The 13,780-nt window shown below is 65.1% G+C and carries 13 protein-coding genes; 5 read left to right on the top strand and 8 right to left on the bottom strand.

Features of this window, described 5'->3' with window-relative positions:
• Positions 1–3 precede the first annotated feature (3 nt).
• Positions 4–771 carry an osmolarity response regulator transcription factor OmpR gene (ompR, locus tag AC1RMD_RS04185; protein WP_020702208.1) on the bottom strand — a complete coding sequence of 256 codons (768 nt, stop codon included), beginning with the start codon at positions 769–771 and terminating at the stop codon, positions 4–6.
• Positions 772–1,034: 263 nt separating this feature from the next.
• Between ompR and AC1RMD_RS04180 the strand changes: the two genes are divergently transcribed.
• The 3 genes from AC1RMD_RS04180 to AC1RMD_RS04170 all read left to right on the top strand — a co-directional run bounded on the left by AC1RMD_RS04180 (position 1,035) and on the right by AC1RMD_RS04170 (position 5,421).
• Positions 1,035–1,316, top strand: a complete 282-nt coding sequence (locus AC1RMD_RS04180) for a hypothetical protein (protein WP_492923930.1) — start codon at positions 1,035–1,037, stop codon at positions 1,314–1,316.
• A 280-nt stretch (positions 1,317–1,596) separates the two neighbouring features.
• Positions 1,597–3,441, top strand: a complete 1,845-nt coding sequence (locus tag AC1RMD_RS04175) for a flagellar assembly protein A (protein WP_492923928.1) — start codon at positions 1,597–1,599, stop codon at positions 3,439–3,441.
• Positions 3,442–3,555: 114 nt separating this feature from the next.
• The gene (locus AC1RMD_RS04170) at positions 3,556–5,421 is read left to right on the top strand and encodes a flagellar assembly protein A (protein WP_492923926.1); all 1,866 of its coding nucleotides are present in this window, start codon (positions 3,556–3,558) and stop codon (positions 5,419–5,421) included.
• Here the strand turns inward: AC1RMD_RS04170 and AC1RMD_RS04165 are convergent.
• Complete coding sequence (locus AC1RMD_RS04165) at positions 5,373–6,314, bottom strand: LysR family transcriptional regulator (RefSeq protein ID WP_492923924.1); 942 nt, start codon at positions 6,312–6,314, stop codon at positions 5,373–5,375. The genes AC1RMD_RS04170 and AC1RMD_RS04165 overlap by 49 nt on opposite strands.
• 83 nt (positions 6,315–6,397) lie before the next feature.
• Between AC1RMD_RS04165 and AC1RMD_RS04160 the strand changes: the two genes are divergently transcribed.
• A complete protein-coding gene (locus AC1RMD_RS04160) occupies positions 6,398–7,141 on the top strand; it encodes a sulfite exporter TauE/SafE family protein (protein ID WP_492923922.1) in 744 nt (247 codons plus the stop codon).
• Here AC1RMD_RS04160 and arfB read toward each other — a convergent pair.
• Together arfB and AC1RMD_RS04150 are read right to left on the bottom strand one after the other, a co-directional pair.
• Positions 7,131–7,520: an alternative ribosome rescue aminoacyl-tRNA hydrolase ArfB gene (gene arfB / locus AC1RMD_RS04155; RefSeq protein WP_492923920.1), complete on the bottom strand. Its 390-nt coding sequence runs from the start codon at positions 7,518–7,520 to the stop codon at positions 7,131–7,133. The genes AC1RMD_RS04160 and arfB overlap by 11 nt on opposite strands.
• Complete coding sequence (locus tag AC1RMD_RS04150; RefSeq protein WP_492923918.1) at positions 7,517–8,590, bottom strand: CaiB/BaiF CoA transferase family protein; 1,074 nt, start codon at positions 8,588–8,590, stop codon at positions 7,517–7,519. The genes arfB and AC1RMD_RS04150 overlap by 4 nt, the downstream gene beginning before the upstream one ends.
• A gap of 126 nt (positions 8,591–8,716) precedes the next feature.
• On the opposite strand from AC1RMD_RS04150, the gene AC1RMD_RS04145 reads away from it, so the two are divergent.
• Entirely contained in the window at positions 8,717–9,205 is a 489-nt protein-coding gene (locus tag AC1RMD_RS04145) for a chemotaxis protein CheW (RefSeq protein ID WP_492923916.1), read from the top strand.
• Here the strand turns inward: AC1RMD_RS04145 and AC1RMD_RS04140 are convergent.
• From AC1RMD_RS04140 to AC1RMD_RS04125, 4 genes are read right to left on the bottom strand one after another with little or no spacing between them, the layout of a single operon-like run.
• Positions 9,202–11,175: an ATP-binding cassette domain-containing protein gene (locus AC1RMD_RS04140; protein WP_492923914.1), complete on the bottom strand. Its 1,974-nt coding sequence runs from the start codon at positions 11,173–11,175 to the stop codon at positions 9,202–9,204. The two genes, AC1RMD_RS04145 and AC1RMD_RS04140, sit on opposite strands and share 4 nt — an antisense overlap.
• 53 nt (positions 11,176–11,228) lie before the next feature.
• Complete coding sequence (gene prmB, locus AC1RMD_RS04135; protein WP_492923912.1) at positions 11,229–12,116, bottom strand: 50S ribosomal protein L3 N(5)-glutamine methyltransferase; 888 nt, start codon at positions 12,114–12,116, stop codon at positions 11,229–11,231.
• Between the two features lie 51 nt (positions 12,117–12,167).
• On the bottom strand, positions 12,168–13,301 hold the full coding sequence (gene dapE, locus AC1RMD_RS04130) for a succinyl-diaminopimelate desuccinylase (protein WP_492923910.1): 1,134 nt from the start codon (positions 13,299–13,301) through the stop codon (positions 12,168–12,170).
• 1 nt (position 13,302) lies between these two features.
• Positions 13,303–13,656, bottom strand: a complete 354-nt coding sequence (locus tag AC1RMD_RS04125) for an ArsC family reductase (RefSeq protein WP_492923908.1) — start codon at positions 13,654–13,656, stop codon at positions 13,303–13,305.
• Between the last annotated feature and the right edge of the window lie 124 nt (positions 13,657–13,780).

Below are 13,780 nucleotides of genomic sequence, written 5' to 3'. Positions count from 1 at the left end.
GCCTTAGCGCGGCTGCCCCTCCGGAATAAACACATAGCCCAGGCCCCAGACGGTCTGGATGTACAGCGGGCTCGATGGATCGGGCTCGATCAGTTTGCGCAGGCGCGAGATCTGCACGTCCAGGCTGCGGTCGAACACTTCGTATTCGCGGCCGCGCGCCAGTTCCATCAGCTTTTCGCGCGACAGCGGCTGGCGCGCGTGGCGGGCGAATACTTTCAGTACCGAGAATTCGCCGGTGGTCAGCGGCACGGTTTCGCCGGCCTTCTTCAGCGTGCGGGTGCCCAGGTCCAGCACGAACTGGCCGAACTCGAACGACTGCGGGGTTTCCGACGGCGCGCCGGGGATTTCGTCCGGGCCGCGGCGGCGCAGCACGGCGCCGATGCGGGCCACCAGCTCGCGCGGGTTGAACGGTTTGGGCAGGTAGTCGTCGGCGCCCATTTCCAGGCCGACGATGCGGTCCACGTCCTCGCCCTTGGCGGTCAGCATGATGATCGGCGTCTGGTCGCCGGCGCCGCGCAGGCGGCGGCAGATCGACAGGCCGTCTTCGCCCGGCAGCATCAGGTCCAGCACCAGCAGGTCGTAGCGCTCGCGCAGCCACAGCTTGTTCATGGCGGTCGCGCTTTCGGCGGTGAAGACGTTGAAGCCTTGCTCGGTCAGGTAGCGGCGCAGCAGGTCGCGCAGTCGCACGTCGTCGTCCACTACCATGATCTTGGCCTGGTGGCCATGCTGGTTGGCGGAGGTGTTGCCGGATTCAGTCGTTGTGCTAGTCATTTGCCTGCCAGATTTGTCATATTCATGTTGCTATGGTAACGTCATATTCGCATTGCGAAAACGTCTGTGACAACCCATTACAAAGTGTTACAAACTTTACCCAATTCGTCTTACCCCCTCAGGTAAAGCATCATACACTCTGGGCATAGATTCAGCTTTTTAGGAACGTCATGGGCATCGATCACAAAAAAAACTACGCGGCAGCAAGCGCAAATTTTTGCGTTCGATCCCTCCTGGGTGTTCTGTTGCTGAGTGGCGCCGCGATGGCGCACGACAGTTCGGAGCGCGACGCTCCGCGCCGTGAAGAACCCCGCACCCTGCCTGCGCGTGAAGCGCAGCCGGTACGCCAGGCCGAGCCGCGCCAGCTCGATCCGCGCAGCTACGAGGCCCGCGCCGAAGAGCAGCGTCGCGCCATGCAGGAAGCCGGTCGCAATGCCGAAATGAATCGCCGCGCCGGCCGCTTGACGCCGGACGAGCGCCGCGACCTGCGCCGCCAGATCAACGAAGCCGGCCAGGATATCTACGCGAATCCCCCGCGCCACTAAGAAGTCGTTTCAAAAAGACCGCAGCGTCGTTGCGGTCCCTCGCCGTGCATTCGCACTGCTTCGGACCTGGCTTTGTTATTGATCCAACATTGATCTGTAGCAATAAGTTCACAGTTGTATCGTCCGCGCCACGAAAATCGCTTTCTTTTCCTTATTCCAAGTGTAAGATTAGTTAATTACACGCAATGCCCTTCGGCCGCGTGCCGTTCGGAGGAAAATGGTGGTTCAAGAGCTTGCCCCTGCCGTGCCAGGCCAGGAGTCTCACGCTCCGGGGGCCGGCTTGCCTGTCGGCTTGCTGAAGCGCCCGGACGGCATCTATATCGACCTGGCGCTGTCGCCGCTGACGCTGACCGCCGCCATCAACGAAGTCTTCCATTCCCATTGTTATCTCGTCGGCTTGAATTATCCCTTGCTGACCAAGGCGCTGTACGGCGTCGGCCCCGAAACCGGCGTGCCGGGCCCGGTGCGGCTGGCGACCGAGTTGCGCGTGATGGAGCCGGAGCGCATGGCGCTGTACAAGAATCCGAAGATGGGGCGCGGCTACGCCGAATACTATTTCGAGACGCTGTACCTCGACGAGATGACGCTGCCCGACGGCACCGTGATCCCCGAGCGGCCGACGCGGCTGGATGTCGACGAGTTCGTGGCCGAGATGTGGAACAAGGGCATCCTGTTCGGCATCGACGTGGCGGCCGTGGCGGCGGCCATCGCCTCCACCAAGTCCGACCGCATCACCGTCGCCACCGAGCTGGAGCCGGAGCCGGGCCAGGATGCGACGGTGATCGAAGTATCGTCCGACCTGCATCGCAGCGACGCCCCCAAGACCAAGGCCGACGGCCGCATCGACCTCGGCAGTTTCCAGAACCGCTTCCCGCAGATCAAGGCCAACGTGCGGCTGCTGAAAAAGCTGCCCGCCGTGCCGGGGCAGCCGGGCTTCGACCTGGCCGGCCGCATGACGCCGGCCGCGACGCCCAAGGACCTGACGCTGCGCTTCTTCGCAGGCGACGGCACCGACGCCGTGATGATGGGCGACGACGAGTACCTGGTGTCGACCCGCGAAGGGTTCCTGAATGTCGATTCCAAGTCCAACCGCATTTCGATCACCGATAAGATCGTCAGCAAGGACGGCGTCAGCGGTCGCACCACCGGCAATCTGGAATTGGCCGGCGCCTACGAGGAATTCGGCGACGTGCAGGAGCAGCGCGACGTCACCGGCGGCGACATCACGGTGCACGGCAACGTCTACGGCAACATCCATTCGCGCGGCGGCACCGTGGTGCTGGACCAGAACCTGGTCAGCGGCAGCATCGCCAACGTGGCCGGCAACATCACCGTCACCGGGGTCGCTTCCGGTTCGGTGATCTCCACCCGCAGCGGCGCGATCCACATCGGCCGGGCCGAGAATTGCGTCATCTCCGGCACCATCGTGACCCTGGGCGAGGCCTCCAACTGCGAGATCATCGCCGAGGAAATCCGCATCGAAGTGGCCGAGGGCTGCGCGGTGGCCGGCCGCAACGTCGAAATCGAGAACGCCGGGCCGCGCCGCCGCACCGAGATGATCATCTATGTGCTGGTGAAGGATGTCAGCCAGTTCGACCAGGAGATCGCCGACCTGGAACTGCGGGTGGCGGGCTTCGAGGCGGCCAACCTGGCTGCGCGGGAGGAGGCCGAGTGCATCGCGGCGGTGCCGGACGTGCGGCGCTACCTGGCGTTGGCCGAAAAACTGCGGGTGCAGGAACTGCAGCTGACGGCCGACCAGGGCCAGCACCTGCGCAAGATCGCCGGCGCGGTGGCGACCGAATTGCAGGCGATCGCCAAGCTGCGCACCGACCTGCAAGCAGGCCAGACCCAGCAAAAGCTGTTGCAGGATAAGCTGGTCCGCGTGTTCGAGCAGAAGGCCGAAGCGGCGGGCATCGCGCGCTGCGGCCTGCACAAGGTCAGCGGCGACACCTTGGTGCGCACCATGCCGTTCCAGGCCGACGTCGCGGCGCTGACGCAGCTGCCCGCCAAGGAGATCAAGCAGCGCCTGCGCGGCACGCCCAGCGGCGGCGAGGTGCTGTTCAGCGACAGCGCCGGCTCGCTGGATTGGCACCTTAGTGCGCGGCAGCGCCCTGAGGCTGGCTAGCCCAGGTGCGCGCACAATGCCTGCGGTTCATGCTAATCTAGATTCAACATTACAAAGTGAAGAAGCGCCGTCTGGCCGGGCGGCGTTTCGACGTACATTTTCCTGGGGATTACTGTGTCAGATGACGCGACGGCGCTGGATTTAAACGCGGAGAGCGAGCTGCCCGCAGCGATCGTCAAGCGTGCGGACGGCGTCTTTTTCGCCGCCGACGCTTCGGCCGTTTCCTGTCTGTCGGCGGTCAGCCAGGTGTTCCTCGGCAGCGCCTATTTCGCCAGGCTCGATTACGCCGTCTTCATCAAGCTGCTCTACAACTGCGGCCCGGAGCTGCCGGCCAATGTGACCAGCAAGCCGCTGATACGCTTTGCCGACAGCATCGAGCCGTTCCATCCGCCGCGCCGGGAGTTGTACAAGTCCGTCAAGATCATCAACGGCGAGGCCGAATATTATTTCGAGCCGGTGTACTTCGAGGTGCCGGACATGCCGCCGCAACCGGCGCGCCTGAACTTCGACGAATTCGTTTCCGACATGTGGGTCAAGGGCATACGCTTCGGTATCGATGCGCCGGCGGTGCGCGACGTCATCGGCAGCGGGCGGCTGGCGCGCATCATCGTCGCCCGCCGGCTCAACGCCACGGCGGGACGCGACGCTACCATCGTGGAGGTGTCGCAGGAGATCCATCGCAGCAATGCCCCGCGTGAAAAATCGGACGGCAAACTCGATCTGCAGGCCTTCCAGAACCGCTTCCCGCAGGTCAAACCCAACGTCAAGCTGCTGCGCAAGGTGCCGCGCACGGCGGGCATACGGGGCTTTGAACTGTCGGGCATCGTGCTGGAGCCGCCGGTCCCGCGCGACATTGAGTTGAGCAGCGTGGCCGGCGAGGGCACGGTGATCGAGCATCTGCGCGACGGCGAGTTCCTGGTGTCGGCGGTGGAGGGCTTCCTCAGCGTCGACCCGTCCAGCAAGCGCTTGTCGATCGGGCCCAAGATCATCAGCCGCGAAGGCGTCAGCGCGCGCACCACCGGCAATTTGCAGCTGACCGGCGAGTACGAGGAATTCGGCGACGTGCAGGAACAGCGCTCGGTCGAAGGCGGCAGCATCACCATCCACGGCGACGTGTTCGGCATCATCACCTCGCGCGGCGGCGACATCGTCCTGAGCCGCAACCTGATGGGCGGCACCGTCACCAACGCCGACGGCGGCATACGGGTGCAGGGCGTGGCCTCCGGCTCGGTGCTGCAGACGAAGCGCGGCGAGGTGACGCTGGCGCGCGCCGAGAGCTGCATCATCTCCGGCACGCGGGTGGTGATCGGCGAGGCGAGCAACTGCGAGATCATGGCCGAGGAAGTGGTGATCAAGGTCGCGGAGGGCTGCGCCATCGCCGCCCGCAAGATCGAGATCGCCAACGCCGGGCCGCGCAAGCAGAACGAGATGCTGCTCTACACGCTGGTGCCGGACACCTCCAAGTTCGACAAGAAGATCGCCGAGTTGCAGCCCAGGGTGCAGCACGCGGCGCACGAGGCCAATATGCGCAAGGTGGAGATCGACGCCATCACCGGCCAGACCGAGGTGCGCAACTACCTGACGCTGGCCACCCGCGTGCGCAAGCGCGAGGTGATGCTGACGCCGGAGCAGGAGCCGCTGTTCCACAAAATGGCGGCGGCGGTGGGGCCGTCGTTGAAGGCGGTGGCGAAGATTTCGCTGGCGATGAAGGCGGCGCAGGTGCAGCAGGAGCAGGCGCAGGAGGAGGTCAACCAGGTGCAGCGCCAGAAGATCGCGGTGATGCGCGGCTCGCGCTGCATGGTCGAGACCTTGACCGGCGACGTGCTGCTGCGGACCATGACCTTCGTGCCGGACGGGCCGCCGGCGCATGACCGGCCGGCCAGGGAGGTCAAGGCCAAGGTGCGCACCACGGCGGCCGGCATGAGCACCATCTATTCCGGCGCCGTCGGGCCGATCGCCTGGGCGCCGGAGACGGATTGATCCTGCCGCAGCGCCGCGACCAGCTCGCGCGCGTACCTGGGCAGCGCGGCGAGGTCGCGCACACAAATCAACAGCTTGCGTTCGGCCCAGGCGTCGGACAGCTTCAACACCAGCAGATGGTCGGCGGCGGCGTGGCGGCGCGCCGCCGTTTCCGGCAGCAGCGCCAGCCCGGCGCCGCTGGCCGCCATCCGGCATACCGCTTCAAAGCTGCGCAGCCTGATCTTGCATTGCATGCGTAGTCCCAGCCGTGTCGCCTGCTCGGCGGCGTACTGCTGGAAGGCGCTGTCGCCGGCCAGGCCGATGAAGTCGTGCGCCAGCGCGTCGGCGTAGCGGATGGTGCGCCGCTTGCGGTACTGGCGCGCCAGCGGATGGCCGCGTCCCATCGCCAGCACGAAGCGGTCGTCGCGGAAGGCGAACGTTTGCAGCGCCGAGACATCGGCGGCGTCGCTGACGATGCCGATGTCCGCCGCGCCCTCGGCGACGGCGCGCACGATGCCGTGGCTGAGGCGCTCCTCCAGGTCGATGCTCAGCTGCGGATGCGCGGCGAGGAAGGCCGACAGCGCGTCCGGCAGGAACTCGGTCATGGCCGAGGTGTTGCACAGCAGCCGGATGCGCCCCTTCAGGCCGGACGCGAATTCGGCCAGGTCGGCCTGCATGTCGTCCACCTGGCGGGCGATGGCGCGGGCGTGGTGCAGCAGGGCGCGGCCGGCTTCCGTCGGCTCGGCGCCGCGCCGTCCGCGCCGCAGCAAGACCACATCCAGCGCCTGTTCCATGCCGCGGATGCGGGCGCTGGCCGACGGCAGCGCCAGGTGCGTCAGCCGCGCGCCGGCGGTGATGCTGCCGCTTTCGGCGATGTGGACAAACAGTTTCAGGTCGGTCAGGTCGAAGCGCACGGTCTTTGCCTATGGATTTGACGAAGTCTGGCTGAGTATATTCCAGATTTCCAGACGCCGCCCACTGCGCCACAATGGCGACCATGGATACTTCTCATATTTTTATCGCGCTGGTGTTTGTGCTTGCCGGCATGGTCAAAGGCGTCACCGGCATGGGCCTGCCGACGGTCGCGGTGGCCTTGTTGACATTGAAGATGCCGCCGCTGGAGGCTGCGGGACTGTTGATTGTGCCTTCGTCGATCACGAATGTCTGGCAACTGGCGGCGGGCCCGGGGCTGTACCCCTTGTGGCTGCGATTGCGGGCCATGCTGCTGGCGGTGTGCCTCGGCACGGCGTTGGCGGCGCTGCTGTCCGGTGCGCCGGATGCCGCCGTGTGGAGCGGGGCGGTGCTGGGCATCGCGCTGCTGGCTTACGGTCTGCTGGGATTGACGGGCTGGCGCTGGCAAGTGGCGCCGCGTGCCGAGCGCTGGGCCGGGCCGCTGGCGGGCGCCGTCACCGGCGTAATGGCGGGCGTCACCGGGGTCTTCGTCATGCCGGCGGCGCCGTATCTGCAAGCGCTGTCGCTGGAGAAGGATGACCTGGTGCAGGCGATGGGACTGGCCTTCACCGTCTCCACGCTGGCGCTGGCGGTCATGCTGGCCGCGCGGGGAGAGTGGCAGGCGTCGGCGGCGGGGACTTCGTTGCTGGCGTTGCTGCCGGCCGGCGCCGGCATGCTGCTGGGGCAGTGGCTGCGTGAGCGCATGCGGCCGGCGCTGTTCCGGCGCTGCTTCTTTGCCAGCCTGCTGGCGCTGGGCGCGCACCAGTGCCTGCGAACGCTTATAAACTGACCTTGCCGCGCAGTTGTTTGCGTTCGCCGTCCTTGGTCTTGCCGTCCAGGCGCTTGCGCTGCGAGCTGCGGGTGGGTCTGGTCGGGCGGCGCACGGTGGGCAGCACGGCCACGCTGTCGACCAGTTCCTGCAAGCGGCGCAAGGCCTCTTCCTTGTTGGCTTCCTGGCTGCGCGACTGCTGCGCCTTCAGCACCACCACGCCGTCCTTGGTGATGCGCTGGTCGCGCATGGTCAACAGGCGTTCCTTGATATGCTCCGGCAGCGACGAGCTGACGATGTCGAAGCGCAGGTGCACCGCGCTGGAAACCTTGTTGACGTTTTGTCCGCCCGGCCCCTGGGCGCGGATGGCGTTGAACTCCACTTCGTTCACATCGATCACGGCGCGAACCTCACAGGCTGCGCCACCGACCACGACTCGCCCTCCGTGTCGTGCGGGCGGCGGCTGACGATGTCGCGGAACAGCGGGTGCTGCAAGGCTTCCTCGGTGCGCAGCACCGGCGAGACGCAGCAGTCTGCGGCGGCGAAGGCCTCGGTCCACTGCGCCAGCGTGCGGGTGGCGAACAGCGCATCCAGTTCGGCCTTGAGCGCCATCGCGTCCTCGCCGCCGACCTGCTGGCCCAGCTGCCAGTGGCGCGGCTTCAGGTCCGGCCGTTGCAGCACGTCGCAGCAGCCCTGCCAGAACTTGAGCTCCAGCGCGCCGACCGCCATGTAGCGGCCGTCCGCCGTGCGGTAGACGTTGTAGCAGGGGACGCCGCCGGTCAGCAGGTCGCGCCCCGGTGCGGCGGGAGAGTCGTTGTTGACCGCCACCAGCGGCATGATGTTGTGCGCCATCACGGCGGCCGTCATCGAGACGTCGACGAAGCGGCCGGCGCCGCCCATCTTGACCGCCACCAGCGCCGCCAGGATGCCTTGCAGCGCCGATTGCGCGCCGCCCAGCAGGTCGCCCACTTGCAGGTTGGGCAGCGCGGGCACGCCGTCGGCGCCGGCGTTCTGGTCCAGCATGCCGGCGTAGCCGATGTAGTTGATGTCGTGCCCGGCCAGCTGCGCAAAGGGGCCGTGCTGGCCGTATCCGGAGATCGCGCACATCACCAGCTTGGGATTGCGCTGGCGCAGCGTGTGCCAGCCCAGGCCCAGCTTGTCCATCACGCCGGGACGGAAGCTTTCGACCAGCACGTCGGCCGTCTCCACCATCGCCAGCAGCTGCTCGCGGTGCGCGGCGTCCTTCAGGTCCAGCCGCATCATCCGCTTGCCGCGGTTGACGGCGACGAAGAACTGCGACACTTGATTGCGCACCGGCCCCATGGCGCGCGCGTAGTCGCCGGGACCGGGGTCTTCGATCTTGATCACTTCCGCGCCCATGTCCGCCAGGTGCATGGTGGCGACGGGGCCGGGCAGCAAGCGGGTCAGGTCCAGTACGCGGATGCCGCTGAGGGGGAGTTCTGTATTCATCAAATCATTGTAGCAAACCAGCAACCGCGAGCCGGGTGAATATTGACGCCGCTCAACGACTGCGGCGGGGGGCAAAGGTAGGATGGCACATGCCTGTTACCGCACGTCCCGGACGAAAGGATCATCATGCCTTCATTGACAATGCAAGCCACCAGCGCAGACAACACCGCCGCGCCGGGCCAATATCTGGTGTTCCGGCTCGGTGGCCTGGACTACGCGCTGGACTTCAGCAAGGTGCAAGAGCTGCGGCCCTTGAAGGCGCTGGAGCGCTTTTCCTCGGAGGGGGAGATCGTGGCCGGGGTGGCGGTGTCGCGCGGCGTGATCATGCCGATCGTCGACATGCGCATCGCCTTCGGGCCACGGCCGCCGGAGCACGATCCGCTGACGGACGTGATCATCCTCAAGCTGTCGACCTGCGTGATGGGGATGGTGGTGGACGGGGTGACGGATATCGTCCAGCTGACGCTGGGGCAGATCCAGCCGATTCCCGGCGCCAGTGCGGTGGAGTACCTGGTCGGTATCGGTGAAGCGGACGGGCGCCGGCTGATCGTGGTCGACATCGATAAGCTGATGTCGATCCAAAAAATCCCAATGGGCGCCCGCCAGGCAGCTTAGGCCAGCGCTTCCAGCTGTTCCTGCAACTCCAGCCACTCGGCTTCGAGCTGGCCGAGGTCCTTGGTGAAGAAGGATTGATCGGCCAGCAGCTGTTTCAGCTTGGCCTTGTTGGCGGCGTCGTAGATCGACGATTCGCCCAGGGCTGCATCCACATCGGCTTTCTGCGCGGAGCGCTTGGCGATCTGGTCGTCCAGGCGCTTGATCTTCTGCTCCAGCGGCTTGCGCAGCGTGGCCAGGCGCTGGCGGTCTTCGGCCTGCTGGCGCTTCTGGTCCTTGCTGAGCGCGGCCGGCGCGGCGGCGACCGCCGGTGCGACCGGCGAGGTCACTGGATAGTCGGTCTTGTTGGCCTTGCCCGCGGCCGGCAGCACGTCGGTGCCTTTGCCCAGCTTGGTCTTGAACAGCCAATCCTTGTAGTCGTCCAGATCGCCGTCGAACGGCTGCAGCTTGCCGTCGGCGACGATGATGAATTCGTCGGTGGTGGCGCGCAGCAGGTGACGATCGTGGGAAACGACGACCAAGGTGCCTTCGAACTGCGCCAGCGCTTCGGTCAGCGCTTCGCGGGTTTCCAGATCCAGGTGATTGGTTGGTTCATCGAGCAGCAGCAGGTTGGGGCGCTGCCAGACGATCAAGGCCAATGCCAGGCGGGCCTTCTCGCCGCCGGAGAACGGCGCGATCGAGCTGGTGACCATGGTGCCGGGGAAGTTGAAGCCGCCCAGGAAGTTGCGCAGCTCCTGTTCGCGCACGGTCGGCGCGATCTTGGCGAGGTGCCACAGCGGCGATTCGTCGTGGCGCAGCATCTCCACCTGGTGCTGGGCGAAGTAGCCGATGTTGAGGCCCTTGCCCATGGTGGCGTCGCCGGTCAGCGGCGACAGCTCGCCGGCGATGGTCTTGATCAGCGTTGATTTACCGGCGCCGTTCACACCCAGCAGGCCGATACGCTGGCCGATCTGCAGCGAGAACTTGATCTTGTTGACGATGGTCTTGTGGGTGATCTCGCCGGTTTCGTCGTTCTCGATCTTGTAGCCGGCATCGACGTCTTCCATCACCAGCAGCGGATTCGGGGCGCTCAGCGGCTCGCGGAATTCGAACGAGAATTCGGCGGCGGCGCGCAGCGGCGCCAGTTCCTCCATCTTGGCCAGCGCCTTCATGCGGCTCTGCGCCTGGCGGGCCTTGGAGGCCTGCGCCTTGAAGCGGTTGACGAACGATTCCAGGTGGGCGCGCTTGCGCTGCTGCTTTTCCAGCGCGCCGGCGGCCAGGATCATCTGCGCCGCGCGCTGACGTTCGAAGGACGAGTAATTGCCCGAGTAGCGTTTCAGCTTGCGCTCGTCGATGTGCACCACCACGTTCACCACTTCGTCGAGGAAGTCGCGATCGTGGGAGATGATCAGCAGCGTGCCGGCGTAGCGTTTGAGCCAGTCTTCCAGCCAGATGATCGCGTCCAAGTCCAAGTGGTTGGTCGGTTCATCGAGCAGCAGCAGGTCGGAAGGGCACATCAGCGCCTGCGCCAGGTTCAGGCGCATGCGCCAGCCGCCGGAGAAGCTGGCCACAGGTTGCTGCATCTGGTCGATCGAGAAGCCAAGGCCCAGCAGCAGCTGTTCGCCGCGCGACTGCACGGTGTAGGCGTCGGCGTCGGCCAGGGCGCTGTAGATCTCGCCGATGGCGATGCCGTTGTCGGACGATTCAGGCTCCGCTTCCAGGCGCGCCAGTTCGGCTTCCAGCTTGCGCAGGGTGACGTCGCCGTCGATGGCGTAGTCGAGCGCCGCGCGGTCCAGCGGCGGGGTTTCCTGCGCCACGTAGGCGACGCGCCATTTGGCCGGGAAATCGATCTCGCCCTGGTCCGGGTGCAGCTCGCCGCGCATCATCGCGAACAGGCTGGATTTGCCGGCGCCATTGGCGCCGATCAGGCCGATCTTGTCGCCTGGGTTGAGGGTGACATCGACCTGTTCCAGCAGCGGTTTTATACCGCGCATCAGGCTTACTTGAATAAAGCGAATCATTGGTTCTTGTTCTTCTTAAAGAGGGATTACAACTTCAACTGGTCTGCGGTCAGCAGGAATACCATATCGTCACCGTTGCTGGTGGTGAGCCAGGTCAGGCCCAGTTCACCGAAGGCCGCTTCGGCGAACTCGCGTTCGTTGCCAATTTCGACGATCAGGATGCCGTCGTCGGTCAGGCGCTCGGCGGCGCCGGCGACGATCTTGCGCACCAGGTCCATGCCGTCCTTGCCGCCGTCGAGCGCCAGTTCGGGCTCGGCGCGGTACTCCATCGGCAGCTTGCTCATCGACGACGAGTTCACGTACGGCGGGTTGGTGATGATCAGGTCATACTTCTTGTCCGGCACATTGGCGTACAGGTCGGACTGGATCAGCGTCAGGCGGTCTTCCAGCTTGTAGGTGGCGACGTTTTTCTTCGCCACTTCCAGCGCGTCGGCCGAGATGTCGACCGCGTCCACGTGCGCGTCAGGGAAGGCGTCGGCCAGCATGATGGCCAGGCAGCCGGAGCCCGTGCACAGTTCCAGCACGTTGGCGACGTTTTCAGGCTCGTTGACCCACGGCGAGAAGTACTGCGGGATCAGTTCCGCGATGAAGGAGCGCGGTACGATGGTGCGCTCGTCCACGTAGAAGCTGTAGGTGCCCAGCCACGCTTCGTTGGTGATGTAGGCGGCCGGCACGCGCTCGTTGGTGCGGCGGTCGATGACGGCCATGACCGCGGCGATTTCCTCCGGCAGCAGCTTGGCGTCCAGGAACGGGTCCAGGTGGTCCAGCGGCAGCTTGAGCGTGTGCAGGATCAGGTAGGCCGCTTCGTCGAAGGCCTCGACGCTGCCGTGGCCGAAGAACAGCTTGGCGGTGTTGAAGCGGGTGACGGCGTAGCGCAACAGGTCGCGCGGCGTGGTGAAAGGAGTCGTGTTCATGGCTATCTCGGTAAAACAGTAATCGGTTTGCGCACGCCGCGCCGCGGGCTATCAGGCCAGCAGGTTTTCCAGCGTACGGCGATAGATATTCTTCAGCGGATCGACAAAACGCAGCTCGATATGCTCGTCGATCTTGTGGATACTTGCGTTGGGAGGCCCGAATTCTATCACCTGAGGGCAGATCTGAGCGATAAAGCGTCCATCCGAGGTGCCGCCGGTGGTCGACAATTCGGTGGTGACGCCGGTTTCCGACTTGATCGCGGCCGACAGCGCATCGCTCAGCGTGCCGCGCGGGGTCAGGAAGGGCAGGCCGCTCAGCGCCCATTTCAGGTCGTAGTGCAGGTTGTGCTTGTCCAGGATGGCGTGCACGCGGCGCTTCAGCTCTTCGTGGGTGCTGGCGGTCGAGAAGCGGAAGTTGAAGTCGATGACCATCTCGCCGGGGATGACGTTGTTGGCGCCGGTGCCGCCGTTAATATTGGACATCTGCCAGGAGGTCGGCAGATAGTATTCGTTGCCTTCGTCCCAACGTTCCGCCACCAGCTCGGCCAGCGCCGGCGCGGCCAGGTGGATCGGGTTCTTGGCCAGCTGCGGGTAGGCGATATGGCCCTGCACGCCCTTGATCGTCAGTTTGCCGGACAGCGAGCCGCGGCGGCCGTTCTTGATGATGTCGCCCAGGGTTTCGTCGGAGGTCGGCTCGCCGACGATGCAGTAGTCCAGCGTCTCGCCGCGTTCCTTCAGCATATTGCAGACGATGACGGTGCCGTCGATGGCCGGGCCTTCCTCGTCGCTGGTGATCAGGAAGGCGATCGAGCCTTTATGGTCGGCGTGGGCGGCGACGAACTCCTCGCAGGCCACCACGAAGGCGGCGATCGAGGTTTTCATGTCGGCCGCGCCGCGGCCATACAGCTTGCCGTCGCGGTGGGTCGGGTTGAAGGGCTCCGAGCGCCATTGCTCGACCGGGCCGGTGGGCACCACGTCGGTATGGCCGGCGAACACCAGCAGCGGCGCGGTGGTGCCGCGGCGGGCCCACAGATTGGTCACGCCGTTCGATTCGATCACTTCGCAGGCGAAGCCCAGCGGCGACAGCAAATCGATCAGGTGCTGCTGGCAGCCTTTATCGTCCGGGGTAACAGAGGAGAGGGCGATCAGCTTTTCGGTCAGCGCCAGGGTCTTGGATGGAGTCATATTATTTGTCGAAGATTTGTTTGTACTGGGCGTCGGAGAAGGAAACTGCGAAGGCGCCGTCCTTGTCCAGCACCGGGCGCTTGATCACGGACGGATTTTCCAGCATCAGCGCGATCGCGCTTTCGTCATCGATGATGGAGGCTTTGCGCTCGTCGGACAGCGCGCGCCAGGTCGTGCCTTTTTTATTCACCAGCACATCGCGTGACAGGTGCTGGAGCCAGCCGGCGACGATTTCGCGGCTCAAACCCTGCTTTTTAAAATCGTGGAAGACAAAATCCTGCTGCTGGTCGGCCAGCCAGACGCGGGCTTTTTTGACGGTATCGCAGTTCGGGATGCCGTAGAGGGTCGTTTTCATGAGCGAGTGTGCGAAAGCTAGTGTTAAAGGCGAAGGGCGACAGAATACCATGGCTGGCCCGGGTTGATCTGCGACCTAGGCTCCTTAGTTGCAAGCTATCCACCTGGCGCCGGGGGAAAGAAAT

It is taken from the genome of Duganella sp. GW822-FHT06D06 (assembly GCF_058799615.1).
This window is presented reverse-complemented; position numbering and strand designations above follow the sequence as displayed.